22 protein-coding genes and 1 tRNA gene are annotated in these 24,634 nt (G+C 67.1%); 6 read left to right on the top strand and 17 right to left on the bottom strand.

Features of this window, described 5'->3' with window-relative positions; genetic code table 11:
• The 9 genes from ACEN9G_RS09060 to ACEN9G_RS09020 are packed head-to-tail and all read right to left on the bottom strand — an operon-like array spanning position 1 to position 8,195.
• Complete coding sequence (locus ACEN9G_RS09060) at positions 1-879, bottom strand: SDR family oxidoreductase (RefSeq protein ID WP_413339409.1); 879 nt, start codon at positions 877-879, stop codon at positions 1-3.
• Positions 876-1,292: a polysaccharide biosynthesis C-terminal domain-containing protein gene (locus tag ACEN9G_RS09055; protein WP_413339406.1), complete on the bottom strand. Its 417-nt coding sequence runs from the start codon at positions 1,290-1,292 to the stop codon at positions 876-878. The genes ACEN9G_RS09060 and ACEN9G_RS09055 overlap by 4 nt, the downstream gene beginning before the upstream one ends.
• Positions 1,280-2,422: a CDP-glucose 4,6-dehydratase gene (rfbG, locus tag ACEN9G_RS09050; RefSeq protein WP_413386427.1), complete on the bottom strand. Its 1,143-nt coding sequence runs from the start codon at positions 2,420-2,422 to the stop codon at positions 1,280-1,282. The genes ACEN9G_RS09055 and rfbG overlap by 13 nt, the downstream gene beginning before the upstream one ends.
• Complete coding sequence (gene rfbF / locus ACEN9G_RS09045; protein WP_413339402.1) at positions 2,383-3,156, bottom strand: glucose-1-phosphate cytidylyltransferase; 774 nt, start codon at positions 3,154-3,156, stop codon at positions 2,383-2,385. Before rfbF ends, rfbG begins: the two co-directional genes overlap by 40 nt.
• Positions 3,157-3,173: 17 nt before the next feature.
• On the bottom strand, positions 3,174-3,938 hold the full coding sequence (locus tag ACEN9G_RS09040) for a hypothetical protein (protein WP_413339401.1): 765 nt from the start codon (positions 3,936-3,938) through the stop codon (positions 3,174-3,176).
• A complete protein-coding gene (locus ACEN9G_RS09035) occupies positions 3,935-4,813 on the bottom strand; it encodes a glycosyltransferase family 2 protein (protein WP_413339399.1) in 879 nt (292 codons plus the stop codon). The genes ACEN9G_RS09040 and ACEN9G_RS09035 overlap by 4 nt, the downstream gene beginning before the upstream one ends.
• 51 nt (positions 4,814-4,864) lie before the next feature.
• A complete protein-coding gene (locus ACEN9G_RS09030; protein WP_413339397.1) occupies positions 4,865-5,974 on the bottom strand; it encodes a DegT/DnrJ/EryC1/StrS family aminotransferase in 1,110 nt (369 codons plus the stop codon).
• Positions 5,971-6,867: a WxcM-like domain-containing protein gene (locus tag ACEN9G_RS09025; protein ID WP_483126585.1), complete on the bottom strand. Its 897-nt coding sequence runs from the start codon at positions 6,865-6,867 to the stop codon at positions 5,971-5,973. The genes ACEN9G_RS09030 and ACEN9G_RS09025 overlap by 4 nt, the downstream gene beginning before the upstream one ends.
• A 23-nt stretch (positions 6,868-6,890) precedes the next feature.
• On the bottom strand, positions 6,891-8,195 hold the full coding sequence (locus tag ACEN9G_RS09020) for a bifunctional glycosyltransferase/class I SAM-dependent methyltransferase (protein ID WP_483126584.1): 1,305 nt from the start codon (positions 8,193-8,195) through the stop codon (positions 6,891-6,893).
• A gap of 224 nt (positions 8,196-8,419) precedes the next feature.
• Between ACEN9G_RS09020 and ACEN9G_RS09015 the strand changes: the two genes are divergently transcribed.
• Complete coding sequence (locus ACEN9G_RS09015; RefSeq protein WP_413345299.1) at positions 8,420-9,004, top strand: GNAT family N-acetyltransferase; 585 nt, start codon at positions 8,420-8,422, stop codon at positions 9,002-9,004.
• On the opposite strand, the gene ACEN9G_RS09010 is transcribed toward ACEN9G_RS09015, so the two are convergent.
• Positions 9,005-11,485 carry an O-linked N-acetylglucosamine transferase, SPINDLY family protein gene (locus ACEN9G_RS09010; protein WP_483126583.1) on the bottom strand — a complete coding sequence of 827 codons (2,481 nt, stop codon included), beginning with the start codon at positions 11,483-11,485 and terminating at the stop codon, positions 9,005-9,007.
• Positions 11,486-11,979: 494 nt separating this feature from the next.
• Between ACEN9G_RS09010 and ACEN9G_RS09005 the strand changes: the two genes are divergently transcribed.
• The gene (locus ACEN9G_RS09005; RefSeq protein ID WP_413341388.1) at positions 11,980-12,762 is read left to right on the top strand and encodes an NF038120 family PEP-CTERM protein; all 783 of its coding nucleotides are present in this window, start codon (positions 11,980-11,982) and stop codon (positions 12,760-12,762) included.
• An 18-nt stretch (positions 12,763-12,780) separates the two neighbouring features.
• Entirely contained in the window at positions 12,781-15,933 is a 3,153-nt protein-coding gene (locus ACEN9G_RS09000; protein ID WP_413341386.1) for a S8 family serine peptidase, read from the top strand.
• Between the two features lie 95 nt (positions 15,934-16,028).
• Here the strand turns inward: ACEN9G_RS09000 and ACEN9G_RS08995 are convergent, their stop codons facing one another.
• The gene (locus tag ACEN9G_RS08995; RefSeq protein WP_413341383.1) at positions 16,029-16,469 is read right to left on the bottom strand and encodes a hypothetical protein; all 441 of its coding nucleotides are present in this window, start codon (positions 16,467-16,469) and stop codon (positions 16,029-16,031) included.
• Positions 16,470-16,598: 129 nt separating this feature from the next.
• On the opposite strand from ACEN9G_RS08995, the gene ACEN9G_RS08990 reads away from it, so the two are divergent.
• Complete coding sequence (locus ACEN9G_RS08990) at positions 16,599-17,759, top strand: MGDG synthase family glycosyltransferase (RefSeq protein ID WP_483127734.1); 1,161 nt, start codon at positions 16,599-16,601, stop codon at positions 17,757-17,759.
• Positions 17,752-18,219 (top strand): hypothetical protein, encoded by a 468-nt coding sequence (locus ACEN9G_RS08985; protein WP_413341381.1) that lies wholly within the window; start codon positions 17,752-17,754, stop codon positions 18,217-18,219. The genes ACEN9G_RS08990 and ACEN9G_RS08985 overlap by 8 nt, the downstream gene beginning before the upstream one ends.
• Here ACEN9G_RS08985 and ACEN9G_RS08980 read toward each other — a convergent pair.
• The 6 genes from ACEN9G_RS08980 to ACEN9G_RS08955 form a co-directional block, all read right to left on the bottom strand.
• The gene (locus ACEN9G_RS08980; RefSeq protein ID WP_413386449.1) at positions 18,188-18,919 is read right to left on the bottom strand and encodes an HAD family hydrolase; all 732 of its coding nucleotides are present in this window, start codon (positions 18,917-18,919) and stop codon (positions 18,188-18,190) included. The two genes, ACEN9G_RS08985 and ACEN9G_RS08980, sit on opposite strands and share 32 nt — an antisense overlap.
• Positions 18,920-19,220: 301 nt before the next feature.
• Complete coding sequence (locus ACEN9G_RS08975; RefSeq protein WP_483126582.1) at positions 19,221-20,900, bottom strand: GH39 family glycosyl hydrolase; 1,680 nt, start codon at positions 20,898-20,900, stop codon at positions 19,221-19,223.
• 105 nt (positions 20,901-21,005) lie between these two features.
• Entirely contained in the window at positions 21,006-21,350 is a 345-nt protein-coding gene (locus ACEN9G_RS08970) for a zinc ribbon domain-containing protein YjdM (RefSeq protein ID WP_105380867.1), read from the bottom strand.
• 67 nt (positions 21,351-21,417) lie between these two features.
• Positions 21,418-21,493, bottom strand: a tRNA-Phe gene (locus tag ACEN9G_RS08965).
• A gap of 36 nt (positions 21,494-21,529) precedes the next feature.
• Positions 21,530-22,015: an acyl-CoA thioesterase gene (locus ACEN9G_RS08960; RefSeq protein WP_413344496.1), complete on the bottom strand. Its 486-nt coding sequence runs from the start codon at positions 22,013-22,015 to the stop codon at positions 21,530-21,532.
• 78 nt (positions 22,016-22,093) lie between these two features.
• Positions 22,094-23,800: a methyl-accepting chemotaxis protein gene (locus ACEN9G_RS08955; protein ID WP_483126581.1), complete on the bottom strand. Its 1,707-nt coding sequence runs from the start codon at positions 23,798-23,800 to the stop codon at positions 22,094-22,096.
• A 135-nt stretch (positions 23,801-23,935) separates the two neighbouring features.
• On the opposite strand from ACEN9G_RS08955, the gene ACEN9G_RS08950 reads away from it, so the two are divergent.
• Positions 23,936-24,631 (top strand): alpha/beta fold hydrolase, encoded by a 696-nt coding sequence (locus ACEN9G_RS08950; RefSeq protein ID WP_413342403.1) that lies wholly within the window; start codon positions 23,936-23,938, stop codon positions 24,629-24,631.
• The last annotated feature ends 3 nt before the right edge of the window (positions 24,632-24,634 follow it).

Below are 24,634 nucleotides of genomic sequence, written 5' to 3'. Positions count from 1 at the left end.
TCAGTTCGCTGCGAGGTAAGGGGCGAGTTCGCCCTCGAGATAGGCGGCGAGGGCGGCGCGCCAGTCGCGCATGGCCGGCCAGTCCAGCTGGTCGCATTTCCAGTTGTCCGCCATTTCGTTGTCGGAGACGTTGGCCTTGCGGTTGAACGATGCGGCGTCGGCGGGACCGACCTCGAGATCGAAGCCGGCCAGGCGCACGATCGCCTGCACGTACTCGTGGCGCGACGCCGAGCCGCCGTTCACGCAATTGAAGACGCCCGCGAGGCCGCTCGCGCCCAGGTCGAGCATGCGCGCCGCGACGTCGCCGCTGAAGCAGGGCACGCCCCGCTGCTGGACGTTCGAACGCATCGTCGCGCCGTTCGCCAGCGCGGCGCGGGCCTCGTCGATGCGGCGGGCGACGAAATTCTTCGGGATGTCCGGCGCGCCGCCGAACAGCCAGCCGGTGCGGACGACGAGGTTGTCCGGGCTCGCGGCCAGCACGCGTTCCTCGGCCAGCATCTTGCTGCGGTGGTGGTGCGTGGTCGGCCGCACGGCGTCGTATTCGCGCCAGGGCGCGGTGCCGTGGGCGCCGTACACGCCGGTGCTGGAGACGAACAGCAGCTTCGTGCCGGCGCGCGCGCACGCGGTGGCGATCAGTTCGGTCAGCAGCAGGTTGTCGCGGTAGCAGGTGGACGGGTCGAGCTCGCACTGCTCGACGTTCGTGTTGGCGGCGGCATGGATCACGAGATCCCAGCCGGCGGCGAGTTCGGCGGGCAGGTAGGCCGGGGCGTCCGGCAGCGCGGGACGTGCCAGCGGCGCGCAGTGCCAGCCGCGCGCGGCGGCCGCCTTGCCGATGGCCGTTCCCAGGAGTCCGCGGGCGCCGGTCAGCAGGATCTTCATGCGAGCGGGTACGCGGCCAGGTCGACGTTGACTGCCTCGGCCGGATCGTGTGGGATGCTGGCCATGTTGCAGACCAGGTTCGTCCCGTCCCCGGTGCCGGTGAACGCCATCCACCAGCCCGGCGGCACCGTGAGCCTGCCATAGCTGGCGTCGCCCAGCGTGTGCGAGGCCGTGCGGCCGGTGCCGGCATCGTGCAGGTGGAACGTGACGCTGCCCGCGACGACGACGAGGTTCATGGTCATGCGCGTATGCTGCTTCCAGCCTTTCGTCACGCCCGGATGCACGGTGGTGAAATAGACCTCGCCGAAGCCGGCGAAGCCCGGGTCGGTCGCCTTCATCGCGTGGTACACGTCGCCTTTGGGGTGGGCGATACGCGCCAGCGGCGTGAGCGTGCAGGGCGTCAGCGCGTCCATGCCAGCCCCCGCGCCGCGGCCAGCGCTTCGTATTCGCCGATCTGGGCGAGCGTCAGCGCGTGCATGTCGGCCTGCTCGCGGTAGTAGCGGTAATACCATTCGCTGACGAGGCGCACGCAGGTCTCGTAGTTCAGGTTCGCTTCCCAGCGCAGGTGGAACAGGGCCTTGTCGCAGTTCAGCTTGAGCAGCCCCGCCTCGTGGAACGGGATATTGCCGGTGACCTCGTACGCCTGTTCGGGACTCGCGAACTGCCAGTGGCGCGACAGGTCGCCCAGCAGCTCCAGCACGGTGCGGTTCTGTTCCGCGCGCGGTCCGAAGTTGAAGGCTTCGCCCGACAGTTCCGGGCGTTCGTGCAGCGCCGCGCCCAGGGCGAGATAGCCCGACAGCGGCTCCAGCACGTGCTGCCATGGCCGCGTCGCCTGCGGGCTGCGGATCTCGACCTTGCGGCCTTCCGACCAGTTGCGCATGCAGTCGACGACGATGCGGTCCTTGGCCCAGTCGCCGCCGCCGATCACGTTGCCCGCGCGGCCGCTGGCCAGCCTCACCTTGCAATCGGGCGCGCGGAAGAACGACCAGTAGTACGCGTGGATGACCACCTCGGCCGCGCCCTTCGAGCCGCTGTAGATGTCGCGCCCGCCGATATGGTCGGTCTCGCGGTAGCCCCACAGCCACTCGACGTTCTCGTAGCACTTGTCGGACGTGATCATCACGGCGACGCAGGGGCGGTCGTGCAGGCGCAGGGCTTCCAGCACGTTGGTGGTGCCGATGACGTTGGTCGTGATCGTGTCCACGGGATCGCTGTACGACGTCGAGACGATCGGCTGCGCGGCCAGGTGGAACACGAAGTCGGGCTGGAAATCGGCGAGGACCCGCCGGACGGCGGCCAGGTCGCGCACGTCGCCCAGGTGGTGCTCGATATGCCCGGCCAGGCCGGTCTCCTCGAAGATGGACGGCTGGGTCGGGATGCCGTCGGACAGGCCGGCGACGCGCGCGCCCAGCTTGAGCAGCCACATGACGAGCCAGGAACCCTTGAAGCCCGTATGGCCCGTGACCAGGACCTTCTTGTTGCGGTAGATGTCGCCGAACATGATCACTCCCAGGTCTTCCAGGGCGCGCGGCCGGATTTCCACAGCTCTTCGAGGTGCATCTTGTCGCGCAAGGTGTCCATCGGCTGCCAGAAATCGTGGTGGAAGAAGGCCCGCATCTGGCCGTCGCGCGCCAGTCCTTCCATCGGCTGCTTCTCCCACGTGGTGGCGTCGCCGTCGATGTAGTCGATGGCCTGCGGCGAGAGCACGAAGAAGCCGCCGTTGATCCAGGCGCCGTCGCCCTGCGGTTTTTCCTGGAAGCTGGTGATCTCGTCGCCCTGCAGGTTGAGGGCACCGAAGCGGCCCGGCGGCTGGACGGACGTCAGCGTGGCCAGCTTGCCGTGGGCGCGGTGGAAATCGATCAGTTCCGTGATGTTTACGTTCGAGACGCCGTCGCCGTAAGTGAAGCAGAACGCCTCTTCGTCGCGCACGTAGTCGCGCACGCGCTTCAGGCGGCCGCCGGTCAGGGTGTCGTCGCCGGTGTCCACCAGGGTCACCTTCCACGGCTCGGCGCTGCGCGTGTGCACTTCCATGCGGTTGTTCTGCATGTCGAAGGTGACGTCGGACGTGTGCAGGAAATAGTTGGCGAAGTATTCCTTGATCACGTAGCCCTTGTAGCCGCAGCAGATCACGAAATCGTTCACGCCGTGCGTGGAATAGCCCTTCATGATGTGCCAGAGGATGGGCTTGCCGCCGATCTCCACCATCGGTTTCGGTTTGACCGAGGTTTCTTCGCTGATGCGGGTGCCGAGGCCGCCCGCGAGGATGACTGCTTTCATCCGATCTCCTTGCCGTTTCAGTTCAGCCGACCGGTCTCGGTCAGCACCGTCAGGGGACGCGTGATCACCTTGTCCGCACCGTATTCCAATGCCTTCTTGCGCAGCAGCAGGCCATGCAGCCGTTCGCAGCACAAGCCCATCGTACGTTCTTCGTAGCCTTCGCGCCGGACGTAATGGTTGTGGGCGAAGCGTGCCACGACGCCTTCGAGCTGGCGCATGGTCTCGACGAACCACGCGACCGGCATGTAGCCCACGTTGCCCGCCGTGATGAAGCTGGTGCCGGACAGGAAGTTGATCGCCTCGTCGCTGTCGATCACGCCGCAGTCGACCGCGTCGCCGAAGAACATCAGCAGGTCGCGCCCGACCGCGTTCGCCGAGTACTGCTGCATGACCGTGCCGGGAAAATTGATGGGCGCCGAGATGATCGGGGTCGTGCCGTCGCCGATGAACGCTTCGATGGGCAGGTCCTGCAGTTCGCTCGGGTGCGCGTGGTAGTTGAAACCGCGCAGCTCGCCGATCTCGGCGACCAGGGCGTAGCGGCGGTAATGGCAGACGCCGACGAAGCCGTCGGCATGCGCTTCTTCCAGCAGGCGGCGGATCATGAAGAGTGCCGCGTATTCGCCCAGCTTCATGTTCTTGTAGGCCAGCTGCGGCGCGTGCACGCTCATGCCGATGCCGCGCTCCGGCACGTAGCCCCCGGTGCCGACGAGCGTCAGGAACGGCGGCAGGGGCCAGCCCGGGTCCTTGTGGCTGATGCAATAGAAGGGGGGCAGGGACGTCATGCGGTCAGGCTCTCCGTGTAGGCGGCGTAGCGCTGCCAGGCTTCCTCGATCTGGAAGAAGACCCCGCGCAGCTGCAGGTAGGCGGTGTGCACCTGGTCGCGCTTGTCCAGCAGCTCCTGCGTGCCGACGACGCCCAGGCGATGCGACGCGAGCAGCAGGTCGAAGTAGTCGGAGAAGCAGTAGCCGAAATTCTTGTTCACGGCCGGATTCGATTCCGACTGCAGGCGCGGATCGCGGCGGAAGTAGCTCAGTTCCTCGTCGAGGTAGAACACGTCGCCGCCCTCGACCAGGTTGCAGTACGCGGACACGTCGGACAGCCCGCGGGTGCAGTCGTGGCCGGCCAGCGCGAACAGCCGGTGGTGGCCGATTTCCCACAGCTTCTGACGGGTGAACATCACCGTGGAGAATTCGCCGACGAAATTACGCATGCCGAGGACCATGCTGCGGTGCAGTTCCAGGCCCGTCATCGAACCGCTGGCCTCGAACGCACGGCGGGTTTCCACGCGCAGGTTGTTGGCGTCGATGACCTGCGAGGCCGAGAACGTCATCTGCACGCGCGGATGCGCAGTCATCGCGGCCACCATGCGCTCGACGCAGAACGGATGCAGGATGTCGTCGTCGAACAGCGGCTTGATGTACGTGCCCTTGCCCGAGAAGAAGGCGGCGTGGATGTTATCGCCGCGGATCACCGAGCAGCGCTGGTAGATTACTTCGGGAAAGCGTGCGCAGATATCGCGGATTTGCTCGGTCGGGCAATTGTCGCTGACGAGGATTTCGATATTCGGGTAGGTCTGGCCGACGGCCGAGCGCAGGCATTGTTCGAAGTGCTCCGGCTTGTACGACGGGATGACGATGCTGACTTTGGGAAGCGTCATGGAGATCGGAGTTCGTTGTCGTTCGTGAGAAAAAGTACGGGATGGCGCCGTTCACAGCGCCGCGGCGATGCGCCGTACCGCCTGCGCGACCTCGACCGCCTGCGCCGCCGTCATCGTCGGGCCCATCGGGAGGCTGAGCACCTCGCGATGGATGGCCTCGGCGATCGGGAACCGGCCCTCGGTCATGCCGAGATCGGCGTAGGCGGGCTGCAGGTGCGGTGCGATCGGGTAATGCACCAGCGTGCCGATGCCGGCCTCGGCCAGCCCCTTGGCCAGCGCGTCGCGCTGTGCATGGCGCACGACGTACAGGTGCCACACCGGTTCGGCCCACTCGGGCACGACGGGAAGGACGAGGCCGGGGATGCCGGCCAGCTCGGCATCGTAGATCGCCGCCAGCGCGCGCCGCCGGGCGTTCTGGTCGTCCAGCACGGGCAACTTGGCCGACAGGATCGCCGCCTGCAGCTCGTCCAGGCGCGAATTGAAGCCGATGGATTCGTTGTGGTATTTCTTCTGGGAGCCGTAGTTGCGCAGCGCGCGCAGTTGCCGTGCCAGTGCGTCGTCGTCGGTCGTGATCGCGCCGCCGTCGCCCAGCGCGCCCAGGTTCTTGCCGGGATAGAAGCTGAACGCGGCGGCGTGCGCCAGCGTACCGGCGCGCCGGCCGCGATAGCGCGCGCCGTGCGCCTGGGCGCCGTCCTCGACGACCTTCAGGTGGTGACGGCGTGCGATGTCCATCAGCGGCTCCATGTCGGCGCACTGGCCGTACAGGTGGACCGGCACGATGGCCCTGGTACGCGCCGTGATGGCCGCTTCCACGCGGGCCGGATCGAGGTTGTACGTGCCCGCCACCGGCTCCACCGGGACCGGCGTGGCGCCGCAATGCGAGGCGGCCAGCCAGGTGGCGATATAGGTATTGCTGGGAACGATGACTTCATCGCCCGGGCCCACCCCCCATGCCTTGAGCACGAGGAAGATCGCATCCAGCCCGTTGGCCACGCCGATGGCATGGCGCGTACCGCACCAGGCGGCATAGGCTTGCTCGAACGCTTCCACTTCCTTGCCGAGGACGTACCAGCCGGACCGCAGCACGCGCCGCATGGCCTGTTCGATGGCGTCTTCCTGCTCGAGGTTGATGGCCTTCAGGTCGAGGAAGGGAATACTCATGCGTGCTCCACAGGAAGGGCGCCGCTGTCGCCCATGCGGCGTTTGGCGGCGACGAATTCGTCATAGTCGCGGATGTAGTCTTCCGCTTCGTAATAATCCGACGCGAACACCATCATCACGGCGTCGCTCGAATACTTGTACTGGATGCCCCAGGTCATCGGCGGCAGGTACAGGCCGATGTCCGGCGCGTCGAGGCGCACTTCGCAGCGGGATGCCACGTCGTCGACGACCACCGAACAGCTGCCTTTAACGCAGACCAGGAACTGGTGGCACTTGTAGTGCGCGTGTTCGCCGCGGGTCTTGTCGTTGGGGACGTTCATGACCAGGAAGTAGCGTTTCGGCATGAACGGGATTTCACGCATGAACTCGCCGACCGACAGGTCGCCGCGCGGGTCGCCGACGAATTTGAAGCGGTGCAAGGTCACGTCGCCGACGCCGAGGCGCACGGCCGACGGCGTTTTTGGCGGCGTGGTGATGGTGTGCCACTCGGCCGCCGGCTTGCGTTCGGCCTGCTGCACGTAGTTGACCACGCGTGCCGGCGCGCCGGCCACGATCGCGTACGGCGGCACGTTATGGGTGACCACGGCCCCGGCCACGACTTCGGCGCCCTGGCCGATGCGCACGCCCCGGTGCAGCAGGGCGCCGGCGCCGATGCGGGTGCCGGCGCCGATCACGACGTCGCTGCCGTCCCCGTCCGGTGCCTCGATGGTGACGCCCGGACCGAGGTCGACGCCCTCGTGCAGCCGCACGCCGGGCCAGACCTGGGTGAAGCCGCGCACGCGGCAGCCGGTGCCGATCGCGGCGCCGGCGTAGACCACGACGAAGTCGCCCAGTTGCGCATCGGCGGCGACGGTGGCGCCGTCATGGACGTGGGCGGAGGGGGAACGGGACATGGAATTCTCCTGCATGTTTGGATTCAGACGAGCGTCGCGACGCACACATACTGCCACGCCAGCGCGTCCTGCGCCGCCTGCTCCGGATCGTTGCCGCCGGCCGCGGCGAGCGCCCGGATGGCCGGCAGCCACTGCTCGCGCGCCGGCTCGTCGCGCACCTCGGGCGAGCCGGTGGCCAGTTCGAAGCCGGTCTGGCGCAGCAGGTCGAGCAAGGTGGCGCGCGTGAACAGGCGCAGGTCGTGCGGGCGCACGGGCGTGTCGTCGCGGTAATGCAGGTCGCCGACGGCGAGCCGGGCCTGCACGCTCCAGTGCTGGGCGTTGCGCACCGAGACGACGACGCGGGTGCCCGGCGCGCTCCGGCGGCGGATGTCGCGCAGCAGGGCCCACGGATCGGGCAGGCTGGTCAGCACGTCGCCGAGAATCCAGCAATCGGCTCCGGCCGCGTAGGTGTCGAACTGCCTGGTCGGCTTCGTGATGTCCATGTTGAACACGAAATCGCAATGCGGACGTGCCTGGTCGGCCAGTTGCGGATCGAGTTCCACGCCGAGGTACTGGCAGATCGGATGGCGGGCGCGGTAGGCCTTGGCGAACAGGCCGTTGCCGCAGCCGACGTCGATCACCTTGGCGGCGTCGGTGGGCACGAAATGCAGCAGATAGGGATCGACGCTGCCGTCGGGCGCCGGCATGTCGTAGTGGTAGCCGCCGGTGCGCTTGACCGTACCCTGCCACGGGTGCTTGATGTAGTGCGGCGTCGTGCGGCCTTCGAAATCTTCGCGGACCCATTGCACGTGCTTGTACAGGTGGGCGTTGCCGCTGTGGTTCAGCGCCAGCATCGTCTGGATGTTCGGCGCGCCGTGCTTGATCGGCAGCGGCCATTGACGCATCACGTCCAGGTTGACCAGCATGCAGGCCGGGTGCAGGTAGTGGATGGGCCCGTCGTCAGGCTCGTCGTAGCCGCGCTCGTTGACGCGCTGGGTGCTGCCGACGCCCCACATGCCCGGCTCCAGCTCGGCCTGCAGGGTTTCGAGGAAGCCGTCCTTGACGATCTCGACGTCCGAATCGAGGAACAGCGCCTGGCCTTGCAGGTTCAGGTTGTGCACGGCCCAGGTCATGCCGGGACCGTGGTGGATGTTGTAGCCGAACGGGATGAACTCGACGTCCGGGAAACGTGCGGCGATGGCACCGATCTGCGTCGCGACCTCGGGACGCGAGCCGTCGATCACGTACACTTTGTTCGAATAGAACTGGCGGAAGGTGCGCAGCAGCGCCTCGATCAGGTCGGGCGAGTTGTACGACACCGTGATGACGGGAATTTGATTCGTTTGCATGGTGTGTTTCGAAGAGGCCGAACGTCGTCCTGCCGATCGCAAAGGAAGCGTAATCATACTCTGTTGACCTGTTTTCAGCGAAATTTTGTGGCCCGTGAGCAACCAATAGTTGGCACAATTTTGCGATTGGTTTTCAGAAGGGCAATTTGATTGCAACCATGTCATTCCTATGGCGATTGTTGTGTGTAATCATGCCTTCGTCCATCAAGTTCATACGGGGAGTCATGAGCGAACAACCAACCATCCAACCCGCCGCCCGCCTGGTCGGCAACAAGCTCGTGCTGCGCGAGGTCGAGGTCGCCGATGCGGCCTATATCCTGTCGTTGCGGCTCGATCCCAAAAAGGCGGCGTACCTGTCGGCGGTCGACGCCGACGTGGCCAGGCAGGCCGCCTGGATCGAGCGCTACAAGACGGACGGCAGCCAGGCTTATTTCATCATCTGCCTGAAGGACGAGGCGGGCGGTGCCGGCCAGCCGGTCGGCACCGTGCGGCTGTACAACGCCGTCGGCGACAGCTTTTCTTGGGGGAGCTGGATCGTCGCCGACGGTGCTCCTACCTATGTGGGGATCGAATCGGCGCTGATCGTCTACCGGTATGCGCTCGACCATCTCGGCTTTCGCAATGCGCATTTCGAGGTCCGCAAGGACAATCGCAGCGTGTGGACGTTCCACGAGCGCTTCGGCGCGCAACGGGTGGCGGAAGACGACGTCGAGTACCGGTTCGAACTGGCGCACGATGCCATCCTCGCGTCGATGGGGCGTTATGCCCGCTTCCTGCCGGACCCGATCGACGTCGTGCGGCTCGGCTGATCAGGCGGCGATGGCACGCACCAGGTATTGGTAGGGCAGGGCGTCCTGCACGGCCAGTTCAGGGTCGGCGCCGCTGGCCGCGGCCAGGGCGCGGATCGCGTCCAGCACCGCCGGCGGCGGCTGTTGCGCGTTCACCGTCGTCATGGCGATGAGCGTGAAGCCGTGTTCGGCCAGCAGCGCCGCGAGCGATGCGCGCGTGAGCAGGTGCAGGTTGCGCCGGTCCGGCATGTTGCCCGCGGCGAGCAGCGTCTGCAGCAGCCAGTGCTGGCCGTTGTTGACGCACGCGACCAGTTCCACCGGGCCGAGCGCCTGGCGGCGCAGGCGCGCAAGGAAGGCCCACGGGTCGCGCAGGCGTTCCAGCGTTTCCGGGAACAGCCAGCACTGGGCCGCGGCCAGCTGCTGCCAGTCGGCGTCGGTCAGTCGTTCGGCGTCGCGCTCGATGGCGGCGGTGCTCCAGTCGCCGGAGGCGCCGCCGGCGGCGCTGATGGCGATATAGTGCGAGTTCGGTGCGCGTGCGCGCCAGGCCTGGGCCAGGGTCGCGCCGCCCACTTCGACGATGCTGTGCATGCCGGGACGCAGCAGCGACAGCATGCTTTCCTGCTGCAAGGTCAGTTGCGCGGGGGCCGGCACTTCCTGCAGGCGGGCGATGGTCGGCTCGTCCACGGGGTCGACGCCGGCCGGGCGCCGGACGACGGTGGCCAGCAGGTCTTCGTAGTCGCGCACGAAGCGCGGCGTGTCGAACAGCGGGCTCGCGTCGCGGTTGGCCGCGAGGCGCGCGCGCAGCGCGTCCATGCGCGGGCGGTCGTTGCCGAGGGCGATGGCCAGCGCCTCGTAGTCTTCCAGCGCGTGCGTGACGAGTTCCGGCAGGCCGACCGCGCACAGCAGGCTGCCCGCCATGCGCGAGCAGAAGGTCTGGCCGGCCCACGTCAGCACCGGGAGGCCGGCCCACAGGGCGTCGCTCGCGGTGGTGCCGCCGTTGAACGGATTCGTGTCGAGGAACAGGTCGGCGAGGCGGAAGCGGGCCAGGTAATCGGCCGGCGCCACGCGCCCCGCGAACAGCAGGCGGCTGCCTGCCACGCCGCGCGCCTCGGCCTCGCGCACGAGGTTGGCGCGGGTGGCGTCGCTGTCGGCCACCATCCACAGCACGCTGTCCGGCACCTGCGTCAGGATGCGCATCCAGCTGTCGAACACCTCGGGCGTGACCTTGAAATTGCTGTTGAAGGAGCAGAACACGAACGCGCCTTCCGGCAGGCCGTTCGCGGCGCGCGTGGGCGTGGGGCCGATGGCGCGGCGGCGGTCGTTGATCTGGAACGTGTGCGGCATGCGCAGCGGCCGTTCCGTGAAATGCGGTTCCAGCGCCGGCGGGAGCACGAAGTCGTCGGCCACCACGTAGTCGATGCCGGGCACCGCCGTCGGGCCGGGAAAGCCCAGCCACGTCAGTTGCACGGGCGCGGGACGCCAGCCGAGGATGTCGGCGCGCGCGCCCAGCGTGAGGCCGTGGAGGTCGACAAGGATGTCGATCTCGTGCGAGCGGATGCAGCGCGCCGCTTCCTCGTCCGTCATGCTGTCGATGCGGATGTAGTGGTCCATCGCGCCGACCACGCGCGCGCGCAGCGGCGAATTGTCTTCGCGGCTCCAGGAAAACGCGTAGACCTCGACGCGCGCGCGGTCGTGCAGCTCGTACAGTTCGGCCGTCAGGATCGACACCGCGTGCGAGCACAGGTCGGACGACAGGTAGCCGATGCGGATGCGCCTGTGGGCATAGCCCTCGGGCGGCGCCAGCTGCTCGGGCGCCGCATGCACCTTGCGCTCGACGAAGTTGAGCGACGCGGCCAGCTGCTCGGCCGGATCCGGCGACGCGCCCAGCATCGCGAGGGCCGACGTGTGGCGGCGCTGTTCTTCCACCGTGACGGCGCCGAACGCTTCGTAGACGGGCCACACGCACAGCTTCTGGCGCAGGTGCACCCAGTGGGTGATGACCTTGGGCTGGTCCGGGGCGAGTTCGAGGCTGCGCGTGAGATAGTCCAGCGCTTCCGGCAGGCGCTTGCGGATCTCGCACAGGCGGCCCAGGTTGTTCAGGGCCTGCACGTGCAGCGCCGGTTTCGCGGCCAGGTCCGGGATGTCGGCGAGGATGCCCTGCCATGCGGCGAGCGCGTCATCGGGCCGGTTCATGCGCTCGTACAGCGTGCCGAGATTCAGGCGCGCCTCGACGAAGCCGGGGGCGAGTTCGATCGCCTTCAGGTAATCGCGGGCGGCGCCCGCATCGTCGCCCACGTTGCCGCGCGCGACAGCGAGGTTGAAGCAGGCGGCATACGCGGCCGGGGAGGCCGTGTGCTCGATCCAGGTAGCGTACAACCGGATGGCTTCCTGCTGCATGCCCAGTTCGACCAGCGTCTGCGCACCCTGGAACAGTTCACCGAGCGGCAGCACGCCGCGTTCGGCCTGACGGAACAAAGCATCGGTGTGCGCGGGAACATTCATCCTGGATAGGTCTCTCGAGTCTGCTTCGGGGAAGCGTAATCATACTCTGTCAGCGTGTCTCCAGCGAACGTTTGTGGCCCGTGAGCAACCAACTGGTATCAACCGTTTGTACCCAAGTTTTCAATCAAGCATGAACATTTGCTAGGACTGAAATGGTTCTTGGCAAAGGCGCGTCCACATCCAGTTGCACATATAGAATCTATTTCCACGCGGATACATTGTAAAATAGTTAGCACAAGCAAAAATGCATGTCTAGCAATTTTTCTATTTGCAATGAATTGTAATTAAAAAACGACAATTTCTTGCGTTTCGACATCGCTGTTTTCATAGGGAAATCCAAATTTTGTTCAATATCAAACATTGAGCACAATAGTTAATTCGGATAATTTTTTACGAATAAATATTGTTTTCTTGCTACATTGGAAAGTCGTGTAGTTGGTAAAAAAACACGTAGGCCCGATACCCATCGGTGCTTCCATTTCAAGGCGAGAGACATGACAACCAATCCGACTTCTTGCGTTTCCCCTGCCCAATCCGGGCTGAATAAACTGGTCCTGGGTGCAGCCGCCGCGCTTGCCCTGCTGGGCACGGCACCTGCCATGGCGTCCGTGGTGAACTTCGAATCCCTGAGCCCCGACGGCATCTACGTGGACGGCGACACGCTCGGCGAGGCCGGCTACACGCTGCAAGCCATCGACAACCACGGCGGCACGAGCGGCGTCGTCGGCCTGCTCGTCAACGGCATGGACCCGACCTCCTGCTGGCTGGGCGGCTGTCCGACCAACAACACGAGCCATTCCTACCTGGGCCTGAACGACGGCGGCGTCACGATCAAGAAGGACGACGGCGGCAAGTTCAGCCTGCGTCGCCTCGACTTCGGTTTCGTTGCCCCGTTCGGCGGCCTGCCGAATTTCTCGTATGGCCAACTGCTGCTGACCGGCACGTTCGCGAACGGCGGCACGCTCGGCTACGCGCTCGACTTCCCGGGCCTCGACAACAACGGCAACCCGCTGTTCGACACCGCCACGCTGCCGGCCGGCTTCGGCTACGCCGAGCTGACCAGCCTGACGATCCACGCCTGCCTGTTCGACGGCATCGGCGGCTGCACCGTCGCGGCCGACAATTCCGATCCGTCGATCTACCAGGCGCAGTTCGCCATCGACAACCTCGCACTGGCCGAAGTGCCGGAGCCGGGCAGCCTCGCGCTGATCGGCCTGGGCATGGGCGCGCTCCTGTCGCGCCGCCGCAAATCCGCTCCTTCGTCCAACAACGCCTAAGCCGCCGAGGTATCGACCATGAAACTGCGTCCCATCACTTCGGCCGTCCTGTTCGCGCTGACCGTCGCGGCGGCCACCCACGCCTATGCCGACGGCGAAGTCCGCCGCTCGTACATCGTCCAGCTGGCCGACAAGCCGGTCGCCACCTATGACGGCGGCGTCAGCGGCCTCACGGCGACCAAGCCCGCCACCGGCCAGCGCCTGAACGTCGACGCGACGAGCGTCCAGAACTACATCACCTACCTGGAGACGAAGCAGGCGGATGTCCTGTCCACCGTCAACAAGGCCCAGGTCACCAACGAATACAAGGTCGTCTTCAACGGCTTCTCGGCCATGCTGACCGACGCCGAGGTCCGCGCGCTGAAGAAGAACCCGGGCGTCGCCAGCATCTCGGCCGACTCGATCCTGCAGCTCGACACGAGCTATACCCCGACGTTCCTCGGCCTGGACAAGCCGGGCGGCCTGTGGGACCAGCTCGGCGGCCAGGACAAGGCCGGCGAAGGCATCATCATCGGTATCGTCGACGGCGGCATCTGGCCGGAGCACGACAGCTTCGCCGACCGCGTCGACGCGAACGGCAATCCGAGCCGCGACGGCACCAAGCTCGCCTACGATGCCCCGCCGGCGTCCTGGAAGGGCATCTGCCAGGTCGGCGAAGGTTTCGCCGTCACCGATTGCAACAACAAGCTGATCGGCGCGCGCTACTTCAAGCAGCCGACGCAGACCTTGCACTGGACCGAATTTTTGTCGGCGCGCGACTCCGTCGCCGGCGCGGAAGGCCATGGCGGCCACGGCGACCACACGGCCAGCACGGCCGGCGGCAACGCGCACGTGAATGCCAGCGCCAGCGGCGTCTCCCTCGGCAAGATCACCGGCATGGCGCCGCGCGCCCGCATCGCCGCCTATAAAGTCTGCTGGACCGACGGCGGCACCGGCCTGAACGGCTGCGCCACCTCGAACAGCGTGGCCGCGATCGAGCAGGCGGTGAAGGATGGCGTGAACGTCATCAACTTCTCGATCGGCCCGAACGCCGGCGGCGGCGCGTTCAACGAACCGACCGAAGTCGCCTTCCTCGGCGCGGCCGCGGCGGGCGTGTTCGTGGCGGCATCGGCCGGCAACTCCGGTCCGGCGACGGCACCGGTCGCCCACATCAGCCCGTGGCTCACCACGGTCGGCAACTCGACGCATAACCGCACGTATGCGGGCGACGTCGCGCTGGGCAACGGCGTGACCGTCACCGGCGCGTCCGGCAATGCCAACACGCCGTCGTCGCCGCTGATCCTCGCCAAGGATGCCGGCCTGGCGGGCGTCGATCCGGCCGACCCGAGCCTGAACCTGTGCTTCGGGCCGGCCGACGGTCCGACCACGTACCTCGACCCGGCCAAGGTGACGGGCAAGATCCTCGTCTGCGACCGCGGCAGCAACGTGCTCGTCAACAAGAGCGCGAACGGCAAGACGGCCGGCGCCGTCGGCGTCATCATCGCCAACACGCCGACCAGCGCGGCGACGATCCTGAACCAGGCGCACTCGATCTCGACCGTGCACATCACGGCCGCGGACGGCCAGAAGGTCAAGGATTACTATGCCTCGACCCCGGGCGCCACTGCGGCGCTGAACAACCTGCGCGGCATCGTCGATCCGAACATCGTGGCACCGCAGATGAACAGCAGCTCGTCGCGCGGCCCGAACGTGGCCAACGCCAACATCATGAAGCCGGACGTGACCGCGCCGGGCACGGACATCCTGGCGGCCGTCAGCGCCGACCTGACCAAGGCCCAGCGCGACGCGGTCGCCGCGGGCGCACCCGCACCGTCGAAGGACTTCGCGTTCTACACCGGCACCTCGATGGCGTCGCCGCACGTGGCCGGCATCGCCGCGCTGCTGAAACAGCGTCATCCGGACTGGACGCCGGCGATGATCAAGTCGGCCCTGATGACGACCGCGTACGACACCTTCGACGATGGCCTGAACGGTTCGGTATCCTGGGACAGCACGGCCCGCACGACCGGCACACTGCCGTGGGGCCAGGGGGCCGGCCACGTGGCGCCGTCCACTGCCGTCGATCCGGGCCTCGTGTACGACCTGGCCACGATCGACTACGCGCGCTTCCTGTGCGGCCTCGGCATCACCAACGTGTTCAGCCCGGGCACCTGCCCGGCCGTCGGCTCGATCCAGCCGTACAACCTGAACCTGCCGTCGCTGACGGCCGCCAACGTGCTGGGCATCCAGACGCTGACCCGCACGGTGAAGAACGTGGGCGGCAGCGCGGCGACGTACAACGTCAGCACCACGCTGCCGGGCTATACGGTCGACGTGCAGCCGGCCACGCTGAACCTGGCGCCGGGCGCCAGCGCCACGTACACCGTCAAGCTGACCCGCACCAGCGCGCCGATGAACACGTGGGTGTACGGCAAGCTGACCTGGAGCGACGGCACGCACACCGTGCGCAGCCCGCTGACGGCGCGCGCCTCGACGATCGCCGTACCGGCCACGGTGCAGAGCGAAGCGACGTCCGGCACTAAGGTCGTCACCATCGGTACCGGCTACGCCGGCTCGCTGTCCCTCGCCAAGGCCGGCCTGATCCCGGCCACCCAGTTCAGCTCGACGGTCGTCACGGCGACGAACACGGCCAACAGCGTCTGCACGGGCGGCGGCGGCACGGGCGTGAACGTGCATACCGTCACCATCCCGGCCGGCACGACGACCGCCCGCTTCGCGCTGTACGACAGCGACACGGTCGGCACCGGCAACGGCCTGTCCGACCTGGACCTGGTGGTGGCACGCGGCACGACCGTCGTCGGCACCAGCGGCGGCCAGACGGCCAACGAAATGGTCACGCTGGCCAACCCGCCGGCAGGCGAGTACAAGGTGTGCGTCGTCGGCTACGATCCGGTCGGTGGCAGCGCCACGTACAAGCTGTCGACCTGGGTGCTGAGCCCGGGCGTCACCGGCGGCAACTTCAGGGCCGTCGCACCGTCCCAGGTCGCCCTGGGCGGCACGGCATCGGTGGCGCTGTCGTGGTCCGGTCTCGCGACCGGCAAGCGTCACTTGGGTTCGGTCGCCTACGTGACCGGCGGCGCCACGGTCGGCACGACGATCGTCGAAGTCGACACGACGGATCCGATCCCGCTGTTCCAGAACGCCGGCAACAAGCAGGCGAAGGTCGAGTAATCGTCGGGTTACAGCTCGACCATGGGCCGCCACAAGCGGCCCGAAAGACAAAGGTCGCGGTGCATGCCGCGGCCTTTGTCGTTTGTGATGAAGTATCAGCGGGCGACGGGTGCCATCCCGCCGGGACCGTTGTTCGTGGCGCGCAGCACGCACTGGCCGGCGGCGCACGTCGCGCCTGGATCGGGGACGACGGAGCAGGTCGACATCATGCCCTTCTTGGTGTCCTCGGCCTGGCGCGCGGCCGCGTGTTCGGCCACGAGCGCGCGCAGGCGCGTGCCGTCGTTGTTCTTGCTGGACCACGCGAGGTAGCGTTCGGGACCGCCGCAGGCCTTGTGGCCCACGCCGATCGTGTGGCATTGATCGTCCGTATCGCAGGCGGCAGCGCCGCGCTCGGCCTCGATGCGTGCCAGCACGGGCGCGCTGCCCGTGGCGGTGGAGGGGACCTGCGGCGCATCGCTGCGGCAGGCGCTGCTCGCGAGCAACAGGGCCAGGCCGGCCAGTCGGGCAAAGGTGCGGGGTAGGTTGAGCGGGTTCATGGGCCCATGATCGCGTGCACCGCCGCGCTTGGCAAGGGGCGCACGCGTCGTCACGGCACCGTCATATTCAACCGCTACATTGCCCTCATCAATATGCACGGCAAGGCGAGCGCGATGGGTGGGCGTTGGATGGACGAAGGCAGGGCGGGCAAGCGCATCCTCGTGCTGAGCGTGCCGGCGGGCGCCGGCCATACGCGCGCCGCCGAGGCGATCCGTGCCGCCGCGTGCGCCGTCCCCGGCATCGCCGAGGTCATCCACCTGGACGCGACCGCCTACGCGACGCCGCGCCTGCGCCAGGTCTACGCCGACCTCTACATCATGCTCGTGCGGCGCGCACCCGCCGTGTGGAGCTGGGTCTACGACACCACCAACACGGCCGCGCCGGACGGCTGGGCGCACCGGCTGCGGCGCCGCATCGAACGGCGCGATTGCGCGCCGCTGCTGGCGAAAATCGCCGAGCTGCGCCCGGATGCCATCGTCTGCACGCATTTCCTGCCGGCCGAGATCCTGTCGCGCGAGGTTGCCGATGGCATGCTGCGCTGCCCCGTGTGGGTGCAGGTGACGGACTTCGACCTGCACCGCATGTGGGTGCACCGGCACATGGCCGGCTATTTCGCGGGCAACGACGAAGTGGCGTTCCTGATGGAAAAACACGGCATCGCGCGCGACGGCATCCACGTCACCGGCATCCCGGTCATGCCGGCTTTTATGTGCCGGCCGGACCGCGCCGCGTGTGCACGCGAACTCGGCATCGATCCCGGCCGCATGACCTTCCTGTTGATGGGCGGCGGCGCGGGGCTGGGCGGCCTGTCCACGCTGGCGCAGCGCCTGCTGGCGATCCCCGGTCAGTTTCAGTTGATCGCACTGGCGGGTCGCAATGCCGCGGAACTGGCGGCGTTGCAACGCCTGGCGGCCGCGTACCCGGGGCGGCTCGTGCCGCAGGGTTTTACGGACAAGGTCGAGCGCCTGATGGCCTGCGCCAACGTGGCCATCACGAAGCCGGGCGGCGCCACGACGGCGGAGTGCCTGGCGCTGGGCCTGCCCATGATCGTGAATGCGTCGATTCCCGGGCAAGAAGAACGCAACGCCAATTTCCTGCTCGAACATGGCGCCGCGATGAAAGCGTTCGATGCGCCGTCGCTGGAATACCGCGTGCGCTACCTGATGGCCCATCCGGCCGAACTCGACACCATGCGTACCCGCGCCCTCGCGCTGGGCCGTCCCCATGCCGCGAGCGCCGTGCTGGCGGCCATCCTGAAGCAGACCGAACCCATCGATGCCCGTGTTTGAACTTTCCCATGCCGGCCAGTTCGTCGCGACGTTGGCCGCCATCGTCGTTGCCGCGTATTTTTTTGCCCGCGTCGAAGTCGAGATCGAAGGCGAGGCCGGCTGGGCCGCGAACCTGCCCACCTGGCGCATCGAAGAGCATCCGCTGCTCGACATCTTCTGGGGCGGCCGCGCGTTGACCGGCTACCACGCGTGGATGTTTTCCTTCATCGGCGTCATTTTTCACTTCCCGCTGGCCTTCATGGGCCAGTGGTCGTTGCAGCTGGAAGCGCGCGCGCTGGGCGCCGTGATGCTGTTCTGGATCGTCGAGGACTGGCTGTGGTTCGTCGTCAATCCCGCTTTCGGCTGGCGCCGCTTCAAGCGCGAACTGGTTCCCTGGCACAAGCGCTGGTTCGCCGGTGCGCCCGTCGATTACTGGATGTTCGGCGTCGTCAGCGCGCTGCTGTTCTGGTACGCGTACTGACCGGTCCGCCTCGGCCCTTGCCCAGGTCGAGCGCATGACGGATGCGCTGGCACAGTTCGCCGGACGTACGCGAAATCAGCTCGTGGGGAATCTCGAATTTCTCCGTGAGCCGGTCGTAGTCCTCGAAGCCGTACGACACCATGAACGGGTGCATGCCCGAGCCGATCGCGGCAGTGAAATCCTTGTGCTCGTCGCCGCACACGTAGGCGCGCGCCGGATTGATGCCGAATTGTTCGCGGATGGCGCGGAACTGGCTCGTCTTCTTTTCCGAGAGCGGAATGTGGACGAGGAAGTCGAGCGCATTGATGTCGATGTCGTGGCGCTGGAACAGCTGGCGCAGCGTCTCCAGCGGTTCGTTCGTGATGTTGCGCGTGACCATGCCGACGACGACGTCCGGCGCGGCGACCAGTTCCCGCACGAGGTCGGGAATGCCTTCGTACATCGTCGCTTCCTGGCGATAGACCTCCGTGAGGCTGTCGACGAGCCTGGCCCGGCTGTTCTTGCGCAGGTTCTTCTTGATGATCGACGGGAATTCCTTCAGCCCGCCCAGGTACTTGAACAGGTTGTGGCGCTTCTGGAACCGGGCTTCGTCGCCGATGTCCAGCCCATGCCGCGAAAAGGCCGCTTCGATGGCGGAAAAGGCGTCGATGGTGGTGCCGTCCGCGTCGAGGATCAGCAGGCGTTTCCTGGATTTGTACATGTGCGTCGTGGCCGGATTCCGTTGCCTCATCATACTCACCGGCATGTTACCGGCGTATGACAGATCAGCGCCGGAACAGCACGAACGCCAGCGCGCCGAACAGGAACCATTTGAAGGCGTAGTAGACGGTGCGGTTCCAGGCTTTCAACACGCGCAATCCTGAGCTGGGTGTTCTGCTCGTACGGCCAAAGTGGCGTCATTCGATTGTTTCGCCGTGTCGACGACGGCGCTGTACGCGAGTGCGTGTTACGGACACGGCGGGCGCGATCCGACGCTGTGCCCGCCGTCCCGCGCCGGTGATTCAGTAAGTCAGCGTCACCAGCGACACCGCCTGCCTCGGCAACTGCATCCTGACCGTCGCCGTGCCGTCCGTCGTCTGCAGCGTCGACGCGGGCGCGAGCTCCGCGAGTTCGCTCGCCTTCCGCAGATCGGCCACCTGCGCCGCCGTCGGATGCGCGGGCGAGCCCATGCGCTTCCACGCGGCGTACGAATTGCTGTGCTCCTGGTCGATGCGGTAGTGGCGCATCTGCACCCGTTTGGCGGGAATGCCGGCGATCCGCAGTTCGACCGGCGAGCCGGCGTCGATGATGTCGTCGTCGTGGTAATTCCAGACCAGGACGGACACGCTGTGCGCGTCCTTCGCCGCCAGTGCATCGATGTCGGTGCGCGCGCCGCGCACGCCGGCGGCCTGGATGCGGGCCGCGTCGTAGGCGCGGTCGCCCGTCACCGCCACGCGCTCGCCGCGCATCTTGCCGAGCATGCGGAACACGTTCAGCACCGGCTTGTTGACGCCATTGGTCGCCAGGTCGCGGAAGCCCGCGAACCACGGCTGGTCTTCGAACTCGAACGACCAGTTCACCGCGCCGATCAGGTTCACGCCGCGCCGCGCGGCCAGGTCGTACTCGCGCGCGATCGACGCGGCCGTGTAGCTGGCGTACAGCGTGCCGTTGCGGTAGGCGTTTTCCGGGTTGGTCTGCATGCCGCAGGCGGCGCAGCCTTCCGGGTCGGATTCGCCGATGATGACGGGGACGTTCTTCAGCTCCGGGTATTTTTCGACGAGCGCGAAGCCTTCGTCGAGGTGACGGAAGTGCGCGTCCATGCCCATCCGCACGATGCCGTCGACGACCTTCGGCGCGCCCTTGGCGTGGAACGCGACGAAGTCCAGCGGCGTGCCGGTCTTGCCGGTCGCGTAATTGGTCTCGTGCAGGCAGTGCTGCAGGAAGTCGTCCATGAAGCGGCCCGCGCCGGCCGTGTGCGGCCCGCCGATGCGCGCCGTCGGCAGCGCGCGTTTCACCGCGTCGGCCGCGTAGTCGTACATCTTGAAGTACTCGCGCTTCGTGTCCGGCGCGATGAGGTAGAGGCCGTCCGGCTCGTTCCACACTTCCCAGTACCAGCTCTCGACTTCCTTCTGCCCGTAGCGCGCCACGCTGTGCTTCACCCACTGGTAGACCAGCTCGGACCACTTGGCGTAATCCTTCGGCGGCGTGGCCCAGCCCGTCATGATCTCCTTGTAGGGCGTGCCCGGCTTCCAGTGGTGGCGGTAGGGCTGCGGGCGCTGCGACAGCGCTTCCGGCATGAAGCCGATCTGCGCCAGCGGCTTCATGCCGCGTTCGATGTACGTGTCGAAGATGCCGTCGATGATGGTCCAGTCGTAGACCGGCTTGCCGTCCTTGTCTTCGGTGTACATGTTCGTCGAGCCCCACTTGAGCGCGTAGCTGCCGTCGCCCGACGTCATGAGGTTGTGCGCGCGGACGTACACGGGGACGGGGCTCAGCGCGGCGATGTCGCTCAGCAGCTTTTTACCGTTGGGCGCCGTCGTGTAGTTCGGTTCGTCGTAGCCGAACCAGGCCCAGATCGGCGTCATGGGCCCCTTGGCCTGCGTGGCGTCGATGGCCAGCCTGACCGGCTGTGGCGTGGAAGGTTCGGCGGCGTGCAGCGGCGCGCAGGCCGCGAGGAGGAGGGCGGCGAGGTGTCTCTTCATTGTTGTTCTCGTGGGATCGGTCCGATGGGATGATGCTAGGCCGATCCACGATGGCCGTCCAATGACGGTTTTTCCGGTGTCGATACCGGATCGGATATCGCCCGCTCAGCTCTTGCGGACAAATTCCGACTTCAGGCTCATCGCGCCGAAGCCGTCGATCTTGCAGTCGATGTCGTGGTCGCCGTCGACGAGGCGGATGTTCTTGACCTTGGTGCCCTGCTTGACGACGCCGCCGCCGCCCTTCAGTTTCAGGTCCTTGATGACGGTGACGGTGTCGCCGTCCTGCAGCACGTTGCCGGCCGCATCGCGCCACACGCGGGCCGTCTCTTCCGCCGCCGCGTCGGCCTTGACGGGCCATTCGTGCGCGCATTCCGGGCAAACGTAGTTGCCCATGCCGTCTTCGTAGGTCAGCGTGGAACCGCAGGTGGGGCAGGGAGGCAAGGTCGTCATGGCAGTGTGCGAAAGGGATAGTGGAATGCAAAACGCCAACCGCAGGGGTTGGCGTTGCTGGAATTCTTGGTGGCCCGGGGCGGAATCGAACCACCGACACAAGGATTTTCAATCCTCTGCTCTACCAACTGAGCTACCAGGCCAAGGCGGCGCAGTATAGCACGGGTTAACAAAAAACCCTAATTTTTTGCTGCGGCACGTTCCTCATGCTGGCGGTCGAGCGCCAGGCGCAGCTCCTTGCGGGCCTTCGCTTCCTTGTGGCGGCGCAGTTCGTCCGGCCCGAACGGGCGCAGCGGCGGCACGGGGACGGGCTGCTTGTCGTCGCCCACGGCCACCATCGTGAAGAAGCAGCTGTTCACGTGGCGCACCTGCTGCGTGCGGATGTCCTCGGCCACGACCTTGATGCCGATTTCCATCGACGTGCGGCCCGTGTAGTTGACGGCGGCCAGGAATGTCACCAGCTCGCCCACGTGGATGGGCTGGCGGAACGTCACCTGGTCGACGCTCATCGTCACGACATAGGTGCCGGCATAGCGGCTGGCGCAGGCGTAGGCCACCTGGTCGAGCAGTTTCAGGATGTTCCCGCCGTGCACGTTACCGGAAAAGTTCGCGGTATCCGGCGTCATCAGGACCGTCATGGTGAGTTGGTGGGCGGGCAGGGTCATGGCGTCGAGCGTAAAGATGAAGAATAGGGAGGATGTTGCCTGAGAAACCCGGTTGCGGCAACAACCCCTATCCTTTGGTCAGAACTCTTCCCAGTCCGCCTCCACCGTGGCAGGGGTCTTGCGGACGGTGGCGGGTTTCCGTGCCGGCCGGGCCGCGGGCGCGGGCGCGGCAGCGGGCGCCGCGCGGCGTGCCGGCGGCAGCGCCGGTTTCGGCGCCGCCTGGGACTTCGCCTGGACCCGGAACACTTCCACCAGCCCGGCCAGCGCCTGCGCCTGTTCATGCATCGCCCGCGTCGCGGCCGCCGATTCCTCGACGAGGGCCGCGGTCTGCTGCGTCACGCCGTCCATCTGCACGATGGCCTGGTTGACCTGGCCGATCCCGCTGGCCTGTTCGCGGCTGGAGGCGACGATCTCGTTCATGATGCCGGTGACGCGGCCGATGCTGTCGACGATGTCGCGCATCGTCTGGCCGGCTTGCCCCGCCAGGGTCGCGCCGTCGGCCACGCGCTGGGTGGAGGCGTCGATCAGGTCCTTGATCTCCTTCGCGGCGGCGCCCGAGCGCTGGGCGAGGGCACGCACCTCGGCGGCGACGACGGCAAAGCCGCGCCCCTGCTCGCCGGCGCGCGCAGCTTCCACCGCGGCGTTCAGGGCCAGGATATTGGTCTGGAAGGCGATGCCGTCGATGACGGCGATGATGTCGACGATGCGCGCGGACGATGCATTGATCGCGCCCATCGTGTCGACCAGTTGCCCGACCATCGCGCCGCCCTGCCGCGCCACGCGCGCGGCGTCGCCGGCCATGCGGTTGGCTTCCTCGGCGCTCGTCGCGTTCTGGCCGACCGCCTGCGTCAGTTCTTCCATCGACGACGCCGTCTCTTCCAGCGCCTGCGCCTGGCTTTCCGTGCGGTGCGACAGGTCCTGCGCCTCGCCGGCCATCGTCGTGGCGGCGGCGACGATCGTGCCGGTGCCCGCGCGCACGTCCGCGACGATGCCGGCGAGGCTCGCGCGCATGCGCTCGAGGGCGGCCATCAGGCTGTCCTTGTCGCCGGCGACCACCGGCACGGCCACGCACAGGTTGCCGCCCGCGATCTCGGCCGCCACCTGCGCGGCGCGGGCCGGTTCGCCGCCCAGGCGCCGGAACAGGATGCGCGCGCACAACGTGCCGGCGACGATGCTGAAGACGAGCGTGGCGAGGCACAGCGCGGTGAGGACGTGGCTGCTGCGATCCGCGGACGCGAGCACGGTGGCGACGCGGGTATCGATCTCTTTCTGCTGCAACTCCAGCAGCGCCTTGACCTGGCCGAGGTATGCGGTCACGGCGGGCACGAATTCGTCGTCGAAGACCTTGCGGGCCTCGGCATCGTTGCCCGCCTTCTTGAGCGCCATCACGCGGTCGCGCGTGACGATGTAGCGCTGGCGCGCCGTGCCGATCCGCTCGAACACGGCGTGTTCTTCCGGCGTGCCGAGCAGGTCGCCGACCTGCTTCTGCAGCGCGGTGGTGCGCGTCGTCGAATCCTGCGTTTCGGCAGCGTACCAGGTCGCGAGTTCCGGATCGGCGGAGCGGGCGATGGCCCCGGTGCGCTTGGCGGCGATCGACGTGTTCAGCAGCCAGCCGGAAATCAGCCGCTCCTTCACGAGCGGACGCTGCGTGAGCGCCTGGGTGTCGTCCGACAGGACCTGCAGGCGCCAGATGGCGATGGCCGTCGCGAGGAACGACAGCACGATGACGACGGCGAACGCGAACCTGAGCTGGTTGCGCACGCTGATGGTGGCGATGGATTTCATAAGACTCCTTGGGTTTCCAGGCAACAAGAGTCAATGAAAATCGCAACGGGGCCGGTCCGCCTTGAGGCGACTCAGGACAGTGCCGGATAGATGGCATGCCCATCCGGCGCGGGTGAAATCGGCTAGGATGGCGGCATGGCTATCCTTCTTGTCCCCGGCTTCATGGCCGATGAAACGTTATGGGACGACATGGTGCCGGCGCTGGCGCGCTTCGGTCCCGTCGTCCATGCCGACCTGCGCCACGACACGTCGGTCGAGGCGATGGCGCACCGCGTCCTCGCGACAGCGCCGCCGACTTTCCTGCTCGTGGGTTTTTCGATGGGCGGCTACGTCGCGCGCGCGATCGCGCGCCAGGCGCCCGAGCGCGTGCGCGCGCTCGTGCTGATCTCGACGTCCACCCGCGGCGACACGGCCGCGCTGCAGCAGCGCAAGGGCGCGATCGGCAACGCGGCGCCGTCCATCGCCTTCAGCGGCCTCAGTCGCACGGCCGTCGCCACGTCGCTGCACCCGAAGCAGCGCGACAACGACGCGCTGATCGAGCGGATCCGCGCGATGGGCATGCGCCTCGGCGGCGACGTGTTCCGGCGCCAGTCGCTGCTGGACCGGCCGGCCGACCTCGAACGGTCAAGCGAGATCCGCTGCCCGACGCTCGTCGTGGCGGCGGAAAACGACCAGCTGCGCAGCCTGGCGGAAGCGCAGGAGATGACGGCCGCCATTCCCGGCGCCACGCTGGCCGTCATCGCGGACACGGGGCACATGATCCCGCTCGAGGCGCCGCAGCGCCTGCTCGACGTCATCGTGCCCTGGCTGGCCGCGCAGGCGGAAGGCTGACGC

It is taken from the genome of Massilia sp. Masssp94, from assembly GCF_059491305.1.
The sequence above is the reverse complement of the archived record's forward strand: the minus strand, read 5'-3'. Positions and strand labels throughout refer to the sequence as shown.